Source organism: Marivita sp. NO-S04 (genome assembly GCF_059070475.1).
On record NZ_CM180980.1, the window covers coordinates 180,635 to 201,122 of the forward strand.

Annotated in this window: 25 protein-coding genes; 2 read left to right on the forward strand and 23 right to left on the reverse strand. The window is 59.4% G+C overall.

The window, feature by feature from the left end; translation table 11 throughout:
* Positions 1 to 296 precede the first annotated feature (296 nt).
* Positions 297 to 1,286, forward strand: a complete 990-nt coding sequence (locus tag ACK3EW_RS00945) for a glutathione S-transferase family protein (RefSeq protein ID WP_493808105.1) — start codon at positions 297 to 299, stop codon at positions 1,284 to 1,286.
* Here the strand turns inward: ACK3EW_RS00945 and ACK3EW_RS00950 are convergent.
* The 3 genes from ACK3EW_RS00950 to ACK3EW_RS00960 all read right to left on the reverse strand — a co-directional run bounded on the left by ACK3EW_RS00950 (position 1,283) and on the right by ACK3EW_RS00960 (position 5,700).
* Entirely contained in the window at positions 1,283 to 1,645 is a 363-nt protein-coding gene (locus ACK3EW_RS00950) for a response regulator (RefSeq protein WP_085627934.1), read from the reverse strand. The genes ACK3EW_RS00945 and ACK3EW_RS00950 overlap by 4 nt on opposite strands.
* 200 nt (positions 1,646 to 1,845) lie before the next feature.
* Complete coding sequence (locus ACK3EW_RS00955; protein WP_493808106.1) at positions 1,846 to 2,184, reverse strand: hypothetical protein; 339 nt, start codon at positions 2,182 to 2,184, stop codon at positions 1,846 to 1,848.
* 60 nt (positions 2,185 to 2,244) lie between these two features.
* Positions 2,245 to 5,700, reverse strand: coding sequence for a chromosome segregation SMC family protein (locus tag ACK3EW_RS00960; RefSeq protein WP_493808107.1), 3,456 nt, complete (start codon positions 5,698 to 5,700; stop codon positions 2,245 to 2,247).
* Between the two features lie 240 nt (positions 5,701 to 5,940).
* Between ACK3EW_RS00960 and ACK3EW_RS00965 the strand changes: the two genes are divergently transcribed.
* Positions 5,941 to 7,158 carry a TsoY family (seleno)protein gene (locus tag ACK3EW_RS00965; RefSeq protein WP_493808108.1) on the forward strand — a complete coding sequence of 406 codons (1,218 nt, stop codon included), beginning with the start codon at positions 5,941 to 5,943 and terminating at the stop codon, positions 7,156 to 7,158.
* A gap of 33 nt (positions 7,159 to 7,191) precedes the next feature.
* Here the strand turns inward: ACK3EW_RS00965 and ACK3EW_RS00970 are convergent, their stop codons facing one another.
* The 20 genes from ACK3EW_RS00970 to ffh all read right to left on the reverse strand — a co-directional run bounded on the left by ACK3EW_RS00970 (position 7,192) and on the right by ffh (position 20,359).
* On the reverse strand, positions 7,192 to 7,968 hold the full coding sequence (locus ACK3EW_RS00970) for an aldolase/citrate lyase family protein (RefSeq protein ID WP_493808109.1): 777 nt from the start codon (positions 7,966 to 7,968) through the stop codon (positions 7,192 to 7,194).
* A gap of 51 nt (positions 7,969 to 8,019) precedes the next feature.
* The gene (locus ACK3EW_RS00975; protein WP_493808110.1) at positions 8,020 to 8,217 is read right to left on the reverse strand and encodes a hypothetical protein; all 198 of its coding nucleotides are present in this window, start codon (positions 8,215 to 8,217) and stop codon (positions 8,020 to 8,022) included.
* 58 nt (positions 8,218 to 8,275) lie between these two features.
* On the reverse strand, positions 8,276 to 9,085 hold the full coding sequence (locus ACK3EW_RS00980; protein WP_439118550.1) for a division plane positioning ATPase MipZ: 810 nt from the start codon (positions 9,083 to 9,085) through the stop codon (positions 8,276 to 8,278).
* 113 nt (positions 9,086 to 9,198) lie between these two features.
* Positions 9,199 to 10,245: a hypothetical protein gene (locus ACK3EW_RS00985; RefSeq protein ID WP_493808111.1), complete on the reverse strand. Its 1,047-nt coding sequence runs from the start codon at positions 10,243 to 10,245 to the stop codon at positions 9,199 to 9,201.
* Positions 10,245 to 10,550, reverse strand: coding sequence for a hypothetical protein (locus tag ACK3EW_RS00990; RefSeq protein WP_439118548.1), 306 nt, complete (start codon positions 10,548 to 10,550; stop codon positions 10,245 to 10,247). The genes ACK3EW_RS00985 and ACK3EW_RS00990 overlap by 1 nt, the downstream gene beginning before the upstream one ends.
* Before the next feature lie 169 nt (positions 10,551 to 10,719).
* Positions 10,720 to 10,941 (reverse strand): 50S ribosomal protein L31, encoded by a 222-nt coding sequence (rpmE, locus tag ACK3EW_RS00995; protein ID WP_085627943.1) that lies wholly within the window; start codon positions 10,939 to 10,941, stop codon positions 10,720 to 10,722.
* An 11-nt stretch (positions 10,942 to 10,952) separates the two neighbouring features.
* Positions 10,953 to 11,336 (reverse strand): 50S ribosomal protein L19, encoded by a 384-nt coding sequence (rplS, locus tag ACK3EW_RS01000; RefSeq protein WP_085627944.1) that lies wholly within the window; start codon positions 11,334 to 11,336, stop codon positions 10,953 to 10,955.
* A gap of 301 nt (positions 11,337 to 11,637) precedes the next feature.
* The gene (locus tag ACK3EW_RS01005; protein ID WP_493808112.1) at positions 11,638 to 11,946 is read right to left on the reverse strand and encodes an EthD family reductase; all 309 of its coding nucleotides are present in this window, start codon (positions 11,944 to 11,946) and stop codon (positions 11,638 to 11,640) included.
* Positions 11,947 to 12,009: 63 nt separating this feature from the next.
* A complete protein-coding gene (trmD, locus tag ACK3EW_RS01010) occupies positions 12,010 to 12,825 on the reverse strand; it encodes a tRNA (guanosine(37)-N1)-methyltransferase TrmD (protein ID WP_493808113.1) in 816 nt (271 codons plus the stop codon).
* A 60-nt stretch (positions 12,826 to 12,885) separates the two neighbouring features.
* The gene (locus tag ACK3EW_RS01015; RefSeq protein WP_493808114.1) at positions 12,886 to 13,434 is read right to left on the reverse strand and encodes a hypothetical protein; all 549 of its coding nucleotides are present in this window, start codon (positions 13,432 to 13,434) and stop codon (positions 12,886 to 12,888) included.
* Positions 13,435 to 13,543: 109 nt separating this feature from the next.
* The gene (locus tag ACK3EW_RS01020; protein WP_493808115.1) at positions 13,544 to 14,281 is read right to left on the reverse strand and encodes a hypothetical protein; all 738 of its coding nucleotides are present in this window, start codon (positions 14,279 to 14,281) and stop codon (positions 13,544 to 13,546) included.
* 59 nt (positions 14,282 to 14,340) lie between these two features.
* Entirely contained in the window at positions 14,341 to 14,847 is a 507-nt protein-coding gene (gene rimM, locus ACK3EW_RS01025) for a ribosome maturation factor RimM (RefSeq protein ID WP_493808116.1), read from the reverse strand.
* A 69-nt stretch (positions 14,848 to 14,916) separates the two neighbouring features.
* Entirely contained in the window at positions 14,917 to 15,738 is an 822-nt protein-coding gene (locus ACK3EW_RS01030; RefSeq protein WP_493808117.1) for a MipA/OmpV family protein, read from the reverse strand.
* Positions 15,739 to 15,950: 212 nt separating this feature from the next.
* On the reverse strand, positions 15,951 to 16,334 hold the full coding sequence (gene rpsP, locus ACK3EW_RS01035) for a 30S ribosomal protein S16 (RefSeq protein ID WP_493808118.1): 384 nt from the start codon (positions 16,332 to 16,334) through the stop codon (positions 15,951 to 15,953).
* 41 nt (positions 16,335 to 16,375) lie between these two features.
* The gene (locus ACK3EW_RS01040) at positions 16,376 to 16,675 is read right to left on the reverse strand and encodes a chorismate mutase (RefSeq protein WP_439118542.1); all 300 of its coding nucleotides are present in this window, start codon (positions 16,673 to 16,675) and stop codon (positions 16,376 to 16,378) included.
* Position 16,676: 1 nt separating this feature from the next.
* Positions 16,677 to 17,282: a GNAT family N-acetyltransferase gene (locus ACK3EW_RS01045; RefSeq protein ID WP_493808119.1), complete on the reverse strand. Its 606-nt coding sequence runs from the start codon at positions 17,280 to 17,282 to the stop codon at positions 16,677 to 16,679.
* A gap of 1 nt (position 17,283) precedes the next feature.
* A complete protein-coding gene (locus ACK3EW_RS01050; RefSeq protein WP_493808120.1) occupies positions 17,284 to 17,799 on the reverse strand; it encodes a GNAT family N-acetyltransferase in 516 nt (171 codons plus the stop codon).
* Positions 17,796 to 18,323, reverse strand: coding sequence for a GNAT family N-acetyltransferase (locus tag ACK3EW_RS01055; RefSeq protein WP_493808121.1), 528 nt, complete (start codon positions 18,321 to 18,323; stop codon positions 17,796 to 17,798). The genes ACK3EW_RS01050 and ACK3EW_RS01055 overlap by 4 nt, the downstream gene beginning before the upstream one ends.
* Positions 18,320 to 18,856, reverse strand: coding sequence for a GNAT family N-acetyltransferase (locus ACK3EW_RS01060; protein ID WP_493808122.1), 537 nt, complete (start codon positions 18,854 to 18,856; stop codon positions 18,320 to 18,322). Before ACK3EW_RS01060 ends, ACK3EW_RS01055 begins: the two co-directional genes overlap by 4 nt.
* On the reverse strand, positions 18,857 to 20,359 hold the full coding sequence (ffh, locus tag ACK3EW_RS01065) for a signal recognition particle protein (protein WP_085627956.1): 1,503 nt from the start codon (positions 20,357 to 20,359) through the stop codon (positions 18,857 to 18,859).
* Between the last annotated feature and the right edge of the window lie 129 nt (positions 20,360 to 20,488).

Consider the following 20,488-nt stretch of genomic DNA (forward strand, 5'->3'; position numbering starts at 1 on the left):
GGGGTTCCAGCGGAGAACTGGCCGTTGGCCAGCGCGGGTGTCACCCGATCAATTTCGTGGTCCCATACCTTGGCATGGCCAAGATGCCAAGTTGAACGGTGCCTGACTTTGCAGCTTTTGGGATATTGTCATGGTGTTTGTGGGCAAGGCAGGCATATCCGGCAGGTTTGCCCATCGGTGAAGGGATGGTAGACCTATCTGTGCGGTTATCCGTGATAGTCTGCGCGAATGTGGGTGTTTTGTGAAACTGTGCAGAGCTCTAAGTGTTGATATGACAGAGACAGGAGGAGCACGAGATGGGACATCTGGTTGACGGCGTTTGGAAAGACCAATGGTACGACACCAAGAGCACGGGTGGCGCGTTCAAGCGCAGTACCTCTCGATATCGCAACTGGATTACCGCAGATGGCAGCGCCGGCCCCAACGGCGAGAGCGGCTTCAAGGCCGAGTCCGGCCGCTATCACCTCTATGTCAGCCTTGCCTGCCCTTGGGCCCATCGGACACTCATCTTCCGTGCCATAAAGGGGCTGACAGACCATATCGGTGTGTCGGTCGTTCACCCCGACATGTTGACGGATGGCTGGACGTTTGATCCTGATTTTCCGGCTGCCACCGGAGATACGCTCTATGGGCTGCCCTTCGCGCGCGACATCTATCTCAAGGCCGATCCCAAAGCGTCTGGCCGCGTGACGGTTCCGATCCTGTGGGACACTCAGCGTGAGACCATCGTTTCCAACGAGAGTTCCGAAATTATCCGGATGCTGAACTCGGCGTTCGATGGCTTGACCGGAAATTCCGACGATTTTTGGCCCGTTGCACTGCGAGACGAGATCGAAAAGGTCAATGATCGTGTCTATGACACAGTGAACAACGGTGTCTACAAATCCGGTTTCGCGACCACGCAAGAAGCCTATGACGCGGCTGTCGGACCTCTCTTTGACAGCCTCGACTGGCTCGAAGATCGGCTGTCACGGCAGCGCTATCTTGTCGGAGACCGGATCACCGAGGCGGATTGGCGCGTGTTCACGACGCTTGTGCGGTTCGATTCGGTGTATCATCTGCATTTCAAATGCAATCGCCGCAGGATTGTCGACTATCCTAACCTCTGGGCCTATACACGCGAGTTGTACCAATGGCCGGGTGTGGCCGAGACTGTTAACCTTGACCACATCGTACGGCACTACCACTACAGTCATGAGACCATCAATCCGTACCGGATCATCCCGATCAATCCGGTTCTTGATTTTGACGCACCCCATGAGCGTGACAGGCTGGCCGCAGCCTAGGCGGTTTTGGCGTAATGCTCGACCATCGCCGCCAAGTCTTCGGGTTGGGTGGCGATGGGCACGAAGGCACAAGCATTTGCGCAAAGCTGGAAAATGGAGCCGTCCGAAAAAAAGCTTGTGTTGGTGACAAAGATCACGCGGGCATCGGGGTGCCGAAAGCTGGCATAATCTGCGACGGCAATCGCGCTTCCGCCATCCAGCACCACGTCCAGGATGATAATCGGGTAGAACTGTTCCTGAAGCCGAACGATCGCGCTGTCCTGATCTTGCACGACGTCTGCAACGTGGTCATGACGCTGCAAATGGCGTTGCCAGAACTGGCCAAGTTTGGCGTCGTTTTGCACGATCAGCACATTCATTCGGGCAACGGGGCTTTCATATGAGGTGGTCATTTCTTGGCTAGAGTCCGCCTTCATTAGATAACAAACGGTTAATTGCAGGGTAATGAATTTGATCAAGTTCTTAAAATAGGCGAAACATGGCCTATTTTGTTTGAAATCGTCGCGTCATGCAGAAGTCTGCCGCGATGCATTGGACCTGTCTCTTGCGTTCTTGTGATTCACCGGCGGGTAGGAAACCTGTCGCCACTTGCGGTGATGATGATCAATCTGCCATCGGTGTCGGTCACGTAAAGGTCGCACCGCGAGAACCCAGTAACGAATTCAATGCAGATCGTGCTGTCCTCCATCACGGTAAAATAGCCGTACCCCGTGCCGCCATTGTTCGCATAGGTGTAGGTGTAGCGACCATCTTCGAAAAACTTGGATTCACCATCATCGAAGAAGGTGATTGTCGTGCCGCGCAGTAATGATTCGAGGCCGACCTGATCGAACAGAACATCGCTGTCTCTGGGGGCCCAGTTTTGGGCATGGAGCGCGACCGGAAACAGCGCAAACAATAGGAGAGACCTGAACATCTGTTGAGTGTAGTCACAAACACGACCACGGCGCAGACACGTTTACGCGACCAGACGTTCCGCTTTCTTGAGGTCAACAGAGACAAGCTGGCTGACCCCCTGTTCCTGCATGGTCACGCCGAATAGGCGATCCATGCGCGCCATCGTCACCGCATGGTGCGTGATGATGAGGAAGCGGGTTTCCGTACGACGGCACATTTCATCAAGCAGGTCACAAAAGCGGGTCACATTTGCATCGTCCAGCGGCGCGTCCACCTCGTCGAGAACACAGATCGGCGCGGGATTCGCAAGAAACACTGCAAAGATCAGTGCGAGCGCGGTGAGTGTCTGTTCTCCCCCGGAAAGCAGCGACAGCGTCGACAGCTTTTTACCCGGCGGTTGGCACATGATTTCAAGCCCGGCATCCAGCGGATCGTCGCTCTCGACCATTACAAGGTTTGCCTCGCCGCCACCGAAAAGGTGCGTGAAAAGCAAAGTAAAATTGCTGTTAACCTGCTCAAACGCCGTCAAAAGGCGTTCGCGTCCTTCGCGGTTCAGGCTGGCAATACCAGACCGCAATGTCTTGATCGCTTCTTCCAGATCCAGCTTTTCACTCAGCAGCGTATCGTGCTCTTCCTGTACCTCGCGCGCATCTTCCTCCGCGCGCAGGTTCACGGCACCCAGGGCATCGCGTTGCCGCTTGAGCCGGTTCACATCGGCATCGATCGCTTCTGCGCGGGGCAGGTTGTCGGGATCAGCCCCAAGCTTCTGCAAAAGATTGGTCGGGCTGGTTTCCTGCTCCTCCGCGATCCGCTCTGACGCTGCGTTGACCGCATCGCGCGCAGCTTCTGCGCGGGCTTCGGATCTTGCACGGGCCTCGCGTGCTTCGGACGCTTTGCGCTCAGCCTCGCGTTCGGCCTGATCTGCGGTTCTCAGAGCCGCTTCACCTGTCGACAAATTATCATCCGACGCAGCCTTTCGGGCTTCTGCCTGCGAAATCTCGTACCCCAGCGTGTCGCGTTGCGCAGCCAGTTCCGCCGGAAGGCCTGATGCATCCTCAAGCTCCGCCTGCGCTGCCGAACGCCGCTCTGCGAGTTCGGCACTCCGCTTTTCGGCGGTTTCCAAACGGTGACGCCACCCGCTGAGTTCCTTGCTCACCTGCTGCGACCGCGCCTTGCGGGCATCACCTTCCCGGCGAAGCTCGTCTTGCGCAGACCGGCGCGACATCATGGTCATGCGGGCCGCTTCGACCGTCATCTTGAGGTCTTCCACCTCGGCACGGGCCGACTCGAGGTCTTCAAGATCGGCCACGGCACGTTGCGCCTCGACCATCTGCGCCCGGGCGGTCGTGGCTTCGTCCTCGTGGCGTTTCACAGCAAGTGACAGGCTTTCCAACTTGCCCTCTGCCATGTCGCGATCGGCTTCGGCACGGCTGAGCTTGCGGGCCGCATCGGTCACCGACGCATCAGCATCCCGGCGCGCCTGACGGGCGGCTTTTTCGGCCATGGCGAGGTCCGCCAGTCGCTGTGTCAGGCTCTCATGCGCTGCTCGCGCGCCATCGGCACGGGCTGAAGCGCGGGCGGTTTCCTGTTTCAGCGCTTCCAGCCGGTTCAACTGCTCCAGACGCAGTGCCGCAGCAGACGGGGCATCTTCCGCCCAAGCGCGGTAGCCATCCCAGCGCCAAAGATCGCCTTCGAGGCTGACCAGACGTTGACCGGGTTTGAGCAGCGGTTGAAGGCGGGCGGCGTCTTCAGGATCCGCCAGACCGATCTGAGCCATGCGCCGTTCCAGCACTTCAGGCACCGAAACATGGTTGGTGAGCGGTGTGATGCCCGGTGGTAGCGGTTGGTCAGTGTCATAGCGCGGTAGAGCTGTCCATCCCGTGGGGCCATCGTCTTCGACCTCGGGTGCGCGCAGATCGTCGGCCAGTGCGGCACCCAACGCTTTTTCGAACCCTTGTTCCACCTGAAGCCGGTCGAGGATCTGGCCGCCTTCAGCGGTATCCCGATCCAAAAGGCGCGCCAAGGCGGTGGTCTCCGCGCTCAGCGCATTCATCTCGCCTTCGGCTTCGGATCGCTCCGCGCGGGCGTCGGCTTCGCGCGACTGGGTTTCGGCACGCGCTGCTTCGGCCTCGGTCAGGACTTGGTCTGCACGGTCGGCCAGATCGCGTGCTGCGACCTGTTCGGCGTCTGCTGCCGCCGCCGCGTTCTTGGCATCCGCCAATGATTGTTTCGCCGCCGCCATCGCCTCGCGGGCGCGCAAGGCATCTGCCTCGTTCCGGTCGAGTGTTTTCTGGCTGTCGGACAGCAGTCGGTGCGCCGATTGATGTCGCGCAGCAAGGCGCGCCACGTCTTCTGTCTTCTGGCTCAGATCGGCCTCGCGCGCCTGCAAGACGGCACCCGCCTCCTGCGCCGCCTCAATAGCATCAGCCAGCTTGTCGTCATGTCCTTCTGCGGCTTTGGCCAGCTCGCGGGCTTCCCATTCCAGTTGCTGGATGGTTTCGCCAGCATCCCGGTTCAGACCGCTTTCCCGCTCCATGTCCTTGGTCATCTGGTCGATGCGGCGGGTCAGGGTTTCGATGGTCTCAGCGGCGCGGCGTTCCTGTTCGGTCAGCGTATCCCGCTGCAGCGTCAGGCGCTGCACAATCGCAGCCGCAATCGCCGCTTCCTCTCGAAAGGGGGGGAGAGCCGCATCGGCCTGCTCACGCGCCTTGGTGGCCTCGCGTGCGGCGGCTTCGGCCTTGGCGGCTTCGGTTGTGCGTTCTCGTAACTGCCCGTCTGCTTCTGCACGGGCGATGTCTGCGTCTTTCCATCGACGGTACAGCAGCAGCCCTTCGGCATGGCGCAGTTCTTCGCCGATGGCGCGATACCGCGCCGCCTGACGGGCCTGTCGCGCCAGTTGTGCAAGCTGCGCGGCCAATTGTTCGATGACATCATCTACGCGCAGCAGGTTCGCTTCGGTGTTCTTGAGCTTCAGTTCTGCCTCGTGACGCCGCTGGTAAAGGCCCGAGATGCCTGCCGCTTCTTCTAGGATGCGGCGGCGGTTTTTCGGCTTGGCGTTGATCAACTCGCTGATTTGGCCCTGCCGCACCAGCGCCGGCGAATGCGCCCCGGTCGAGGCATCTGCGAAAAGCATCTGCACGTCGCGGGCGCGCACGTCCTTGCCGTTGACCTTGTAGGCGCTGCCCACGTCGCGGGTGATGCGGCGAACGATGTCGATTTGATCCTGATCGTTGAAGCCAGCAGGTGCCAGACGGTCGCTGTTTTCGATCTGGATCGATACTTCGGCAAAGTTGCGGGCAGGGCGCGTTGCGGCGCCTGCGAAGATTACGTCTTCCATCCCGCCGCCCCGCATCGCGGTCGGGCGGTTTTCGCCCATCACCCAACGCAGCGCCTCAAGAAGGTTGGATTTCCCACAGCCGTTGGGCCCCACAACGCCGGTCAGACCATCCGCGATGATCAGATCGGTGGGGTCAACGAAGCTTTTGAAGCCCGTCAGACGGAGTTTGGAAAAGCGCACCTGTAAAGCCTGCCTGATTCCCGATGTGAAGGACAGTCTGTCGCGGGCGTCGGCGCCGAGTCAACGATTTGGTTCCGCATGTGGTAAGTCTGTACAGCTTATCCACAAGATATTGCGGTTTTGTTAAGGATTTTTCAGCGCGTGATCTCAACAGCACGAGAACGCAAAAGTCGAAAGGCCTTTACATTCCGAATTTTGAATGTAAATATATTCCAAACGCGGAATATAAGGAGACTCGCCATGGACCATTCCGTATCCAGACCCGCTGACACCTTTTCACCGATCTACTTTTTGGCCTCGCTTGGGGCTGGGGGTATTGCGGTTACGTTTTTCATGTTCCTGATGTTCTGGGTGCCGCATCCGGGCCAGCCGGTTCCGGTGTTCGAAGACATCGCAGCCGCCTTTGCGACCGGTGGCGTCGCCATGCAGGCCGCTATTGCCGCAGCATTGATTGGCATTGCGGTCTTTGCGTTCCTCAACATCAAATCACTGATCTGGAACCTGCAATCCCTGTCAGCCTTCAAGAAAACCGACGCTTACGCCAAGCTGCGCGAGACCAATGCCGAAGCCACTCTTTTGGCGATGCCGCTTGCACTTGCAATGACCGTCAACGCGATGTTCATCGTCGGACTTGTCTTCGTACCGCAGCTTTGGAGTGTGGTGGAATACCTGTTCCCAATGGCTTTGATCGCCTTTGCCGCCATCGGTGTGCTGGCTCTGCGTATGATCGGAGCTTTCCTTGGCCGTGTCCTGTCCACAGGTGGCGTGTTCGACGTGACCGCACATAACTCGTTCGCGCAGCTTTTGCCCGCGTTCAGCATCGCAATGGTCGGCGTTGGCTTTGCCGCACCCGCCGCGATGAGCACCTCTGCCACTACCGTGGCTGTCGCCCTGATGCTGTCGACATTCTTTGGCGTCGCTGCGATCCTTTACACCGTGATTGCCGCCACCACCGCCTTTGCGTCAATGCTCCAGCACGGTACTGCACGCGAAGCGGGCCCGACCTTAATGATCATTGTTCCGATCGTCACGGTCCTTGGCATCCTCTTTCTGCGCCAGAGCCACGGCCTGCATGTTGCCTTCGACACCCATGCGCAAGCAGGTGAGACCATGGTCTTCCTCGCACGGCTCCTGTCGATCCAGATCGTGTTCCTGCTGCTGGGCGCGGTTGTGATGATGCGCCAAGGCTATTTCAGCGACTTCGTCATGGGCACCAAGACCTCGCCGGGCTCCTATGCTCTGGTCTGCCCGGCGGTTGCACTGTCTGTGATGACTCACTTCTTCGTCAACAAGGGTCTTGTCGCTGCCGGAGCGATCGAAAAGTTCGGTGTGGCCTATTGGACTGTGACCGGCATTGCCATCGTGGCGCAGATTGTGGCCATCGCATTGGTTCTGCGGCTCAACCGTCAGCACTTTGCACGCCGCGCCGTTCCTGCCATTGCGATGCCCGCCGAATAAGCCAGGCACACAGCGAAACTGCGAGAGCCCGGATCAGGTGGTCCGGGCTTTCCACGTTTTCACAAGCCCGCGCATCGCATCGGCCAGCAAAAGTACATCGGCGCCCAAAGCGACGAAGTTTGCACCGGCGTCGATGTCCTGCTGAATGAGTGCCGGATCCCCGTCGATGATGCCCGCCGCCTTGCCCGTGGCTCGGATGCGCCGGAGGCCGTCTTGTACGGCGGCGCGGACATCGGGGTGGGTGATATTCGGCAAGAGACCCATATCGGCGCAGAGATCGGCGGGGCCAATAAAGACCCCGTCCACACCATCGACGGCGCAAATCTCTTCCAGCGCGTCCATTGCAGCAACACTTTCAGCCTGAACGATAAGACAAATCTGATTTTCAGCGGTTTCCAAATAATCCGGGATGCCATTGAACGCCGAAGCCCGCCCAAGCATATGCCCAACGCCACGGATCCCACGCGGTGGATAACGCGTTGCGGCCACGATAGCGCGGGCCTCTTCGGCGGAATTGACCATTGGGCACAGCAAGGATTGCGCACCAAGGTCGAGCACCTGTTTGATCAGCACCGGATCGTTGTGCGGGATGCGTACGACAGGAGACACATCGTGACCTGCCAGCGCCATCATTTGCTCATGGAGCGTCACCAGATCATTTGGCGCGTGTTCGCCATCAATCAGCAGCCAATCGAACCCTGCGGTCGCCGCGATTTCCGCCGCGTATCCGGTGCCCAAGGCCAGCCACAAACCAAGTGTTGGGGTGTCTGATGCCAATGCGGCTTTGAAACGATTGAGGGGGGCTGGCATGGGGGCGCTCCTTTTGAGGCGATCAGACACCACCGCCTTGGGTAAGGCAAGTCACTCGCGGTGGCGTGCCAGCTTGAGTGCGGACCAGATCGCACTGCCCCCAAAGAACGCGCCTGCGATGCCCACAACCTCGACCAGAGCTGCGGAATTCGAGATGCCACGCACCATCACTGCGACGATCAGCAAAGCCAATCCGCCAAGGCTGAAGAGCAGGCGAAACCAAAGCTCGTTTTTCGTAGGTCCTGTCACGCGCCTCTCCTCCTTGCTTTGCAAGAACTTAGGCGGCGCGGCGCGTGTGGCCAGTGATCTAGAACGTGACCGAGACACCGGGCAGGTTTAGCGCCTTGATCAGATCGCGCAACTCCTGGCGCGCCGCGATGTTCGAGATGTTGAGCTGCTTCACACCCACATCCTTGAGGTCGAGCAGTGTCATGCCACGGGGAAAGAGTTCGCGGAAGATCACACGCTCGTTGAAACCGGGGGACACGCGAAATCCGATCCGTTTGGACAGACGTTCCAGCGCCTTTTCCATCTTGGCCTTGTTGACCATCTGTTGCGCACCCAGACGGTTGCGCAGGACAACCCAGTCGATGGGGGGCAGCCCGGCCTGCGCCCGAAGCTGGCGGGCGTTCCAGACCATTTCGGAATAAACCGACGGGCCTTCGATCTTTTCGCCGGTGGCATCGGTATGGGCCAGCAGATCGAAATCGACGAAACTGTCATTCAACGGTGTAATCAGCGTGTCCGCCAGCGAGTGTGCGACCTGGCTAAGCCGCGTGTGCGATCCGGGACAGTCGATCAGAATGAAATCGCTGCCCGGCTCAAGTTCGGCCACAGCGGCGGACAGGCGGTGATCGTAGATATTTTCACCCGGTTGAAGGGTGTCGGGGTCGATCTCGGGCAATTCGATATAGCGCGGGCTGGGCAGATCCAGATCGTCGGTTTCAAGCGTCTTCATCCGGTTGGTGATGTAGCGCCCCATCGTCTTTTGGCGCAGGTCAAGGTCCAGCGCACCGATCTTGTGGCCCATCCGCGCAAGCGCCGTGGCGACATGCATCGACACGGTCGACTTCCCAGCACCGCCCTTTTCGTTTCCGACAACTATGATGTGTGCCATGTTTCTGCTCTTGCATGCTTTTGATCAGCTATGCGCATAGACGCTGCGGGTTGCAACGCCAGATGCGTGAACGGGCGCAATCCGTTGCGGAACGGTGCAGTGGCGACTCACCTTCACAAGATGCCGGTAGCGCCCCAGATCAATCCCAGCGCCATCGTCAACGCTGTCAGAATCGCGGAATAGGCCGCCAGCTTCCATGGAGAGAACGGACGCTCACCAAAGGTGCGACCGTCGATCCCTGACACCACGACTTTCTTTGCAGTGCCGCGGTAGCTGTAGTGCAAAATCCAGACCGGAAGCAGAATGCGCCGGTAGTGGATGCCGGTCGTGTCGGTTCTGTAGCGGTCGACTCGCGCGTTTTGTCGACCAACATGCTTCTTGATCTTGTTGCGGATCAAAAGATCCTTGTTCTGCTTTTTAAGCCGTAACCCTTTGCGCACTGGCATGGTGTGCCGCTCTGCCGCAAATCCGGCGAGGTATCCCGCCCGATAGGGGCGTAAATATTCGGGGCGAAAGTCATGCAAGATACCATCGCGGATCAGGGGCGTGACATGGTCTGACGCAGGCACAAGAAGGTCGTCAAAAAAGACGTCCATCGTGCCGGACACATGGTGTCTGCGCCGATTGTCGCCAGAGCCAGTTGTGTAAGATGCCCAATACTCAATCGCTTCTTTGGAATCGAACGTCCAAAATGGGGCGTAAATGCTGGCAACGCGCCCATCTTCGGCAAAGCTTGCCAGATCGTTTGGCGCGGCAATTCGGCGGCTGACCCAGTCGGTGATGCGATGGGTGGCGTAGTCACGGTTAACTCTGAACGGCACCAGTGCCATGGTTGCATAGGCTTTGTCCTCGATCCCGAGCACAACCGGTCCGTTGCAGTAGGGGCAGTTCTCGGAGAGCGCCGAACCGGTGAAGACCACTGCGCCGCCACAGGTTTCGCATTGGTGGATTTGGTCGCCTTGCAGGCCCGGGAATTCTTCCATCGGCGCGTCGGGATTGAACGGAAACTCTTCGGCGGCTTTGTGGTCATCCTCTGTCGCCAACGGCCAGAGCGATCCGCAGCTTTTGCACAGTAGGTCCTGCTGCGCCGGGTCGAAGGCGCACTGCCCGCCGCAGCTGTCGCACTGAATCTCTGATTGGCTGACTGCGGTCTGCTCCATCAATCCGATCCTAGCGCCGCCATGATTTCCAGCAGGATCTGCAACCGCAGCCAAGACCGATCGAGCGCGCCCTCGAGATCACCGCTGACATGCCAGTCCCCGATGATCGTGGCCAGAAACCATGTGATGAGCAGCCAAAACACCACCAGCGTCCAACCAGAGATCGACCTGATCCAGCCGGCAGACCCTTGCTTCAGTTCGTGTTTCGCTTCGTAGATTGTGATGATTTTGACCACGTTCGCCATGCCGATCGCGGTGGAGGCTGCGAACAGAAATACGGCAGCGATCAGAGGTGACAGGTCCAACGCGGTGATCCTTCCCACACGTGCAAATAGCACAGTCTCGGGCAGCCTAGAGAAGTGCGTCTCATGTCGGAAGGGCAGACTTGCCGAGGCGGATCAGGAAGCAGCGTTGTGACAACGAAAAAGGCCGCCCTGTGAGGGGCGGCCTAATCTTTTACCAACTGGTAAAATCTTAGAAGCCGAGGCCTTCGTATTTCTTCTTGAACTTCGACACGCGGCCGCCAGAGTCCAGCAGGCGCGAGCTGCCACCGGTCCAGGCCGGGTGAACAGTCGGGTCGATGTCGAGCGACAGCGTGTCGCCTTCCTTGCCCCAGCACGAACGCATTTCGAGCATTGTGCCATCGGTCATCTTGACGTTGATGACGTGGTATTCGGGATGGATGTCTTTTTTCATCTCGGCACTCCTTACGCGTCTGCGCCCTTGAGGGGCTTGTAGTTTGCATCTTCCGCGATACGGGCCGATTTGCCACGACGCGAACGGAGGTAGTACAGCTTGGCGCGACGGACGCGGCCACGACGAACAACCTCGATGCTGTCGATGTTTGTGGAATAGAGCGGGAACACACGCTCCACGCCTTCACCGAACGAAATCTTGCGAACCGTGAACGAACCGGCAATGCCAGAACCCTGACGGCGGCTGATGCAGACGCCTTCGTAGTTCTGCACACGGGTGCGGGTGCCTTCGGTTACTTTGTAGCCGACACGGATGGTGTCGCCGGCTTTGAAATCGGGAATGGTCTTCCCGAGGGCGGCAATTTGTTCCGCCTCCAACTGAGCGATCAGATCCATCGCTTCTCTCCTAATACTGCTTGCGGTTGCTCCGCAAAGGTGTGCGCGTCCTAAGAGCTCTTGGTCTTCGTCCGGGTCCGCCTGTTCCGAATGATCGGAGCGCCCGCCAGAGATCAGGTCGTCTTTGTCTTGTCATGTTCGGGAAGGGTACGATTTTGCCATGTCCGAAGAGCACACGGAATCACCGCACCGGGCTGACACCCAGAACACGCGCCGTAAACCAGAAGCGTCGCCGTAAATCAAGGGTCGTTTGAGGAGACGGCCCCTGTGCCTTGTCTGGTGTGATCATCCGGGGCAGAGATCAGGCGATCACCTCTCCGATCAGCATTTGCGGTTGCGTGTTGGTGAAATTGGCAATGTCGGCGACCACCGGCCCAGACGCGCCAAGCGCCGCATCAAGAGCGGATTTGTCGGCAAAGGTCATCGTGGCAACAGCATAGCTTTGCGGCGGTGCATCGGGGCCACTGGCCAGACCTTTGGTCACCAGCACGGATGCGATATGCGCGCCCATGTGTTCACCAACCATCGGCATATGGGTGCCAAGGTAATAGTCGTAGTCGAAATGGGTCTCGTTCGTGATGGGGTAAATCACCTGTAGGGAAAGTGCCATTGCTATCTCCTCCGAGTCGGGCAATGGCTTTTGCTTAGCACAAAACGCACATGCACTGTCGGATCAATCGGACGTGTCGTTCCTCGTACACCAGTCGGCCCAAAGATCGGGGCGCCGTTTGCGGGTCAGCTCTTCGGATTGTGCGCGTCGCCATTTGGCGATTTCGCCGTGATGACCAGACATAAGAACTGGTGGAATCTCTCGGTCGCGCCACTCGGCCGGGCGGGTGTATTGCGGATGCTCCAAAAGCCCATTTGAAAAGCTCTCCTCTTCAGTTGACGCCTCATTGCCCAAAACGCCGGGCAACAGGCGCACGGTTGCGTCGATCATGGCCTGAGCCGCAATCTCTCCGCCCGTTAGAACAAAGTCGCCAAGGCTGACTTCGATCATCTTGTAATGGTCGATCACGCGTTGATCCAACCCTTCGAAGCGTCCGCAAATCAGCGTCATTCCCGGCCCCGTGGCTAGCGATTGGGCCATTTTCTGCGTCAAAGGTCGCCCGCGTGGGCTGAGATAGATCAGTGGCGCAGACGGTTCGATCCGGTCGCGCGCGGTGTCGATTGCGGCTGCCATGATATCGGGGCGCAGCACCATACCTGCGCCACCACCTGCGGGTGTGTCATCAACATTGCGATGTTTGCCTTCGCCGAATTGGCGCAGTGGCACGGTCTCCAAGTGCCACAGCCCGTCCTTGAGCGCGCGTCCCGTCAGAGACTGCCCCAGTATACCGGGAAACGCCTCGGGCAGCAGCGTGATCACTTGGGCCTTCCACACGCGCACCAGGTCCGGGGATGCCTCCATCAATTCGCGCGGTTTGAGCGATGGCCTTATGGTCTTGCGGCCATGGGATCTGGCGGGCGGGGTCTTTGGATCGTCCATTCTTGCGGCCTCTTGGTGATACGACAGGCTTTAGTCCGTCGTCACCGGAATGGCCACAGGTCAGACAGAAACAGGATTGGCCAAGGCATCCCGCATTGCGAGCATGGCATTGGGCGACACAAAGAAATGCGCCAGCGCCCCGGCCTCTGCCGGGCTCGCGCGCATCAATCGCTCAACCAGCCAGAGTTCGCGGACCTGGTCGTCGGTCAATTCGGTCAAGGAGGGGCTGTCCCATCTTGCGAGGATTTGTGACAGGACCATCGCGATCTGATCATCTTCCGTCAGAAAACGCGGTGAGCCTTTGTCCTGACCCATGAGCATCTGCAAGTGGGCGCGAATGATGGTTGGATCGGGTGCCATGGTTGCCAGTCTGGCAAGGGATGAAGACAGAAGCAGCGAAGGGGAAGCTTTTTTCGTCGCGCTCTCCATCATCGGGGACGGCCCGATTTGCGGGAACACCGACAGTGTGGCTGCAGCGATGCTCAGCGCGCCGAACACACCCAAAACCATAAAGGCGAATGACACAGCCACTTCCTGCAGGGTGATGGACACCACACCCGGCGACAGAGCGGCAAAAGTTAACAATGCTCGACGTTTTACTCGATCCACAACACGCTGTCCCCACTGCAACCTGTGCTGATTAGCAGTCGGGAGTGGCGGTTTCTTGCTTGAATATTGGCGTACAAACGGCATTTGTGCGGCAAAAGCGCGACGCGTTTTACGGATCGGGTTGCTGGGCCATCCGGCGCACGAGGCGTTTGGCTTCTTGGATGTCTTTTTCGGACAGTGCGCTGCGGTTCAGGGCAAGAAACACATCGTGGATACCCATATCCGGCTGCACATTCTCAGGCGGCAGAATGGCCAGTTGTGTTCGGTCAAGCTCGGTTAGTTCCAACAGGGCAAGCAAAGGGTCCAATGGCCCCAGCGGCAGATCGGCCGTGTCTTCCAGAAGGAACGATGTCACCCGCGCTGGCGCGACATCCAGCGCAATTTCTTCTAGGATGTCGTCAAGACTGCGCGCCGCGTCGAATTGGGCGCTGTACGCTTGCAAGTCGTCGGTCAGCCGCGTGCTGCGCAAGTTCTGCCACCACGTGCTGCGCAACCAAGCATCGTGGCCGCGTGTGGAGAAATAGAAAGTCAGGTCCGTCGTGGGACCAAAGCGCCGCAATGCCACATCCGTCAGGCACTTCATAACCAGACCTGCGCTGTCGTAACACTCCAAGCCATGCCTGCCGGGCATATGGCCGGACAGATCTTCGGAAGACATGACGATGGGGCGCGGGTCTGTAACGGACAGCGCATCGAAAAAGGCCGCGGCAGTCTTGGCGATCTGCGACAAGGTTCGTTTCTTCGGGTCGATCGAGAACGCGCGGGCGCAATCGGTCAGGGATTCGAAGGCTTCCTTGAGAAAGACGCGCACATGTGGTTCCAGCAAGGCTGCGTTCTCACGCAGCATGGACTGGACGCTCGTTGTCCCTGTTTTGTGAAATCCTGCATGGATGACGATCCTTGTCGTCACGAAAACAGGCCCTCGGGCGGATCAGCGACAATCCGTCCCTGAGCAAGATCGACCGTCGGGACAACCGCTTTGGTGAAGGGCAGGAGAACCGTCTGTTTCTGTCCCGGTGCGCGCAGTTCAAGAAGGTCGTCTGCGCCATTGTTGATCACAGCCATCACCTTGCCCAAAGGTGTCCCGCCAGTATCGGTCACCTCCAACCCGATCAGGTCGGCGTGATAAAACTCGTCATCCGGGAGTGAGGGCAGCCTCTCGCGCGGAACATAAAGTTGGGTGCCACGCAAAGCATCGGCTGCTTCCTTGCTCGAGACCCCCGACAGCCGCGCGGCAAGACCGTTTTTGATCTGTCGGGTGATCTTGACTGTATAGCTATGCTTTCCGTCCTCGGTCTCGAGCGGTGCGTATATGGCGATGTCTTCGGGGATTGCGGTAAAGCTTTTCAGGCGCACTTCACCCCTGACCCCGAAGGACCCGGCAATCGCGCCGACGCAGACTTTTTCACTCACGAATGTGCTCCCGGTCATTTCGACAGTCTGGATAGACCAGACTGCCCTGCCGAGGCAATTGCCAGTCGCTCAGCCGCCGATGCTGAACACACGGGTCACGCCAAAGCGTACGCCCCACTGTTCGTCCGAGCCCTGCTGGACGATCGGGCTGTCTGCGGCGTCGTCGGTGAACTTTTCCCAAGTCACAGCACCTTCAAGACCCCAGACATCGTTGATCTGGTAGCGCGCGCCAAATTCCACACCGGCAGAGACCATGCCGCCGTCCGGATCATAAGCGGGAAGGGCAGCACTGGATTCGGCTGCGGTTATGCCGAAATAGGTGTCGCTATAGGCATCATCGCCGAAAAACAGGCGCGGACCCATCGAAAGACGCAAACGATCAGTTGGCCGCAGGATCGCATCGGCACCGACTTCGCCAACCCAGCCCTCGTGCCCGCCAAAGCCGCGGCGGACTTCGCCGAACGCTGCGAAATGTTCGGTGCCGTAACGCATGGACACACCCAGTTCGACAGCCGCGTCGATATCATCAAGACCGGCCAGTTCGTCAAAATCATTTGTCTTGCGTTCCTCGATGAAGCGGAACGACCCTCCAAAGGTCAGACCCATGCTGTCTGCCCAGGGATCAGGGTTACCGAAGGTGCGTCCGTTGCGCAGCGACAGGTAATTGAACGAAAAGCCCAAATCCGCGCCAATGGCGTTCTCGTCAGAACCAAAATACTCCGGGTTCGAGGCCACGCCGCCACGCAGGGTGAACATGAGCTGTGGCTTGGCTGGTGCCGGCGCAGCGACCATCACGTCAGGCTGTGTTGCTGTTTGCTCAGGGCCTGCAGCCAACGCTGGGGCGGCTATACCGAGGGCGAGGCTGGAAACGGTTGCAAGGCGGATGAGCATGGCGATTGGCTCCTGTAGGGCTGCATGCGGTTGGCGTATCACATGGCCCGGACAGCATGCAGGGTCAAGCAAACTGCACCCGGTCGCGCAAAATGACGCGCGTGGCATGCGGGATTGTGACCATGTTATGAATGGGAAGACGTTGGTCGGTTTTCACACCGGAAAGGTGCAGATGACCGGGTGGGCCGGCCATCTGCGAGGGCAGTCCGCGATTATTCCGCGGTTGCTTCTTCTGCGGCCGGAGTGGCGTCGGCAGCGTCTGCTGCTTTGGCGGCCTTGGCTTCGGCGCGTTCTGTTGCAGCTTTGCCCGGTACGGCTTTCTTCGGGTTGCTGCGCTCTTTCTTCTCAACAACGCCAGCCGCTTCGAGGAAGCGCGCGACGCGGTCTGTGGTCTGGGCGCCCTGGCTCATCCAGTACTGGATGCGCTCCAAGTCCATCTTCACGCGCTCTTCGCTGTCTTTCGGCAGGAGCGGGTTGTAGGTGCCCAGCTTTTCGATGAAGCGACCGTCGCGCGGCATGCGGCTGTCGGCAGCAACGATGCGGTAGAAGGGGCGCTTTTTAGAACCGCCACGGGCGAGACGAATTTTGATAGCCATTTGATATTCTCCTAGGGTTTTCGAGATGACGGGAGGACCCGTCAGGATTGCTTCTGTTTGTGGTGTTGGATGACTTCCTGAATGATGAAATTCAGGAATTTCTTGGCGAACTCAGGATCAAGGTCTGCCTGGGTCGCAAGCTCTTCGAGCCGCGCGATCTGTTTTTCTTCGCGTGCGGGGTCTGAGGGCGGGAGGTCGTGCTGTGCCTTCAGCACACCCACGGCCTGCGTGTGTTTGAACCGCTCGGCAAGCGTGAACACGAGGATCGCGTCCAGACGGTCGATGCTTTCGCGGTGACCCTTGAGCAGCTCTGCGGCACGGGTCACGAGATCGGTGGTCATGTCAGTCAATGGCCCAGCCTTTCGGTTTGAACAGGGGGTCTTGGTAATGGGCGATTTCCATGTCGATGCCGTGCGACAACTGACTGCCGCGCAGCGCGTCGGGGCTGGGGTGGCGATAGACCACGTCGCTTCCATCGACGGTCGGGGCACCGTGATCTTTCTTGGCTCCAAGACGCTCGGCCAGACGGATGCTGTCGAGGTTTTTGGGGTCAAGATAGCTGACCGCAGTGGTCCAGCCTTTCTCATCATAGAAATAGCGGCGCACGCGGTGGGTCGCTTCGAGTGCGAAACCCTTGCCCGCGCGATCCGGCCAGATGATCCAGGCGATTTCCCGTTCGGGCCATTTTGCCGGCGACCAGCCACCTGCCATGCCGACGGTTTCGCCGGTGTCCTTGAGATGCACCATCCACATGCCGAAACCCCGGATTTCCCAATGCCCGATCTCGGCGGCATACAGCATCCACGCCTCATAGCCATTGAGCGGCCCACCCATGAAGCGGGACCGGTACGAGGCGAAGGTCGCCTTGAAATCGGGGTAATCCTCGGCCTTTGGGCTGCGCAAAGACAGGCGCTTGGTTTCCAGAACTGGAATGTCGCGGTGACCCATGTCAAAAAGCCTCCGTATTGGGGTGCCGATAGACGGTCGCGATCCTGTCCCGGAGCGCGATATCAGCCTCGCGAATAGCGCCCATGCGCAATGCCAGCGCCTGAGAGCGCGCGTTGTCGGGTGCGATGAAGCTGGGCAGGCCATTCAGGTCAAAATGGTCTGCTGCGGCTTTCCGGGCGGCCAAGGAAGCCTCGAATGCAATACCTTTACCTTCGTATTCTGCAGCGATGCCATAGCCGAGATCGGGCTCCGGCCAGTCAAACGGATGGAAGATTCCAGAAAAGCCGATGGCGGTTTCGTCGCCCTTGAGTGTCACAAACCAGAGGCCATAGCCGCGTAAGGCCCAACCGCCTGCAGCCGAAGTGATCATGCCTTCGACTTCACGCGGGCCAAGCGGTCCACCGTTCCACTTGCTGCGCGGCTCGGCGAAATACGCACAGAACGCTGCGTGGTCCGACAGGCGCGGAGCGCGCAGGATCAGGCGGTCGGTTTCGATCACGGGGACATCCAAACTCATACCAGCGCCTCCGGTCCCGGATGTCGGTAGAGCATGTCTTCGCCCATGTTCGGGTTGTCGTAGGTCCGCTCATAGGTGGCGCCCATGCGCTCGGCCAGCCGGATCGACCGGGTGTTGCCCGGCACAATGTTCGAGGTCAGCGTGGTAAAGCCAAGGTCGTCATAGGCCCACTGGCGCACGCGGGTTGCGGCCTCAAATGCGATGCCTTTGCCCTCGAACCCGTCGAACACCACCCAGCCCACCTCGGGTTCGGGCCAGCCTTCCGGGTTCCAGATGCCAGAAATGCCCGCTGGTTTGCCGGTGGCCTTGTCTTGAATCGTGAAGTAGCCATAGCCATGCCAGTGCCAGTGGCCCACGTTGAGCGTGAACCAGCGCCACGAATCCGAGCGGTTGGTGTAGCCGCCAAAGCCTTCGGCGCGGGTGTTGTCCATCAGGAATGCGATCATTGCTTCCGCATCGGCTTTTTCAGGGCCGCGCAAAATCAGGCGTTCAGTTTCAAGCGTGGGCGCGTTGGTGAGGCTCATGTGTACGCCTCCGGGCTTCCGTCGCTGTCCGGGCTGTGGCGGTAAACGATGGTTTCTTCCGGTGTTTCGCCTTCTGGCAATGGTGCGTCCGGGTCATGCAAGGCACCCAGCCGTTCCGCGAGCGCGATCGACCGTGTGTTCGCGGGGTCGATATATGACACCAAGGTTTCGAAACCTTTGTCCCACGCCCAGAGCATTGCGCCCATCGCCGCCTCAAACGCATAGCCCTTGCCCTCGGCCTGCTCGAGCAGCGTCCAACCCAATTCGACCTCTGGGAAGTGCGGTGGCTTGAGCAAACCGACCTGACCGATGAATTCGCCCTCGGTCGTCTCGATACCCCACGCGCCGTGGCCCATCAGGTCCCACATGGCAACTTCAGACGCAATCCAACGCCACGCCTGCTTGCGCGGGATCGGGCCGCCCATATGCACGGCACGATCCGTTTCGAACAGATCGCACAACTGTTCGAGATCGGCCGACGTGTGACCGCGCAGGCGCAGACGCGCCGTGTTTATGATCGGGGCGGTCGTCACTTACTTCTTCTTGCCGAACCCGCTCAGGCCCGGTGGCAAACCACCCATGCCGCCCATGCCGGGCAATCCGCCTTTGCCACCCATCGCCTTGGCCGCCTGTTCCAGAGCCTTCGGGTCCATCTGGCCCATCATCTCTTCCGGGCTGCCGCCGCCCTTTCCCATCATGCCTTTCATGGCCTGTTTCAGCATGCCGCCTTTGCCCATCTTGCCCATCTTCTTCATCATGTCGCCCATCTGGCGCTGCATCTTGAGAAGCTTGTTGAGTTCCGACACTTCCATGCCCGCACCCTTGGCGATGCGTTTCTTGCGGCTGGCCTGAAGGATCTGCGGATTGGCGCGTTCCTTCTTTGTCATGGAGTTGATCAGTGCGATCTGCTGACGCAACATGCGGTCGTCAATGCCTGCGCCGTCCATCTGCTTTTGCATCTTCTGCGCGCCGGGCATCATGGCAAGCATGCCTTCCATGCCGCCCATCTTCATCATCTGTTCCAGCTGCATCTTGAGGTCGTTCATGTTGAACATCCCCTTCTGGAAGCGCTTCATCATCCGCTCGGCCTGTTCGACCTCGAGCGTCTGCTGCGCTTTCTCGACCAGCGCGACGATGTCGCCCATGCCAAGGATGCGGCCTGCGATCCGGTCCGGCTCGAAGGTTTCGAGCGCGTCCATCTTTTCGCCAAGGCCCACAAAGCGGATCGGCTTGCCGGTCACTGCGCGCATCGATAGCGCCGCACCGCCGCGTCCGTCACCGTCCATCCGGGTGAGGACCACACCGGTGATGCCAATGCGTTCGTCAAAGTTTTCCGCTGTGTGCACGGCGTCTTGGCCGGTCAGGCCATCGACAACCAGCAGCGTTTCGCGCGGGTTGGCAACATCGCGCACCGCTTCGACCTGCGCCATCAGCTCTTCGTCGATGGACAGACGGCCCGCAGTGTCGAGCATATAAACATCGTAGCCACCCAGCGACGCCTGCGTTTTGGCACGCTTGGCGATGGCGACAGGGTCTTCGCCTTTTACGATGGGCAGGGTATCCACACCGATCTGGGTGCCGAGGATCTGCAACTGCTCCATCGCCGCCGGGCGGTTGACGTCGAGCGAGGCCATGAGCACGCGCTTGCCCTCGCGCTCTTTCAGGCGCTTGGCAATCTTAGCTGTGGTGGTGGTTTTGCCGCCACCCTGCAGCCCGACCATCAGGATCGGTGCGGGCGGATTGTCGATTTTGAGCGCGCCTGGGTCTTCGTCGCCGGTCAGAACGTGCTTGAGTTCGTCATGGACGATCTTAACGACCTGCTGACCGGGCGTGATCGACTTTGTGACCGCCTGACCAGTCGCCTTTTCCTGTACCGCTTTGATAAAGTCGCGGGCCACCGGCAGCGACACATCGGCTTCAAGGAGTGCAACGCGTACTTCACGCAGCGCGGTTTTTACGTCGTCCTCGGACAACGCGCCCTGTTTGGTGAGCCGATCAAAAACGCCTGACAGGCGGTCGGACAGATTTTCAAACATGGGCTTTCGCCTCCTTTGCTGCTGGCTGTGTCCCCGATGTAAGGGCCAGCAACGGTTTTACCAAACGTCAAACGCCCCCACGGGCGTGACACGCTGGTGGGGGGCGATCCCGGACTGTGTCCAAGGGAC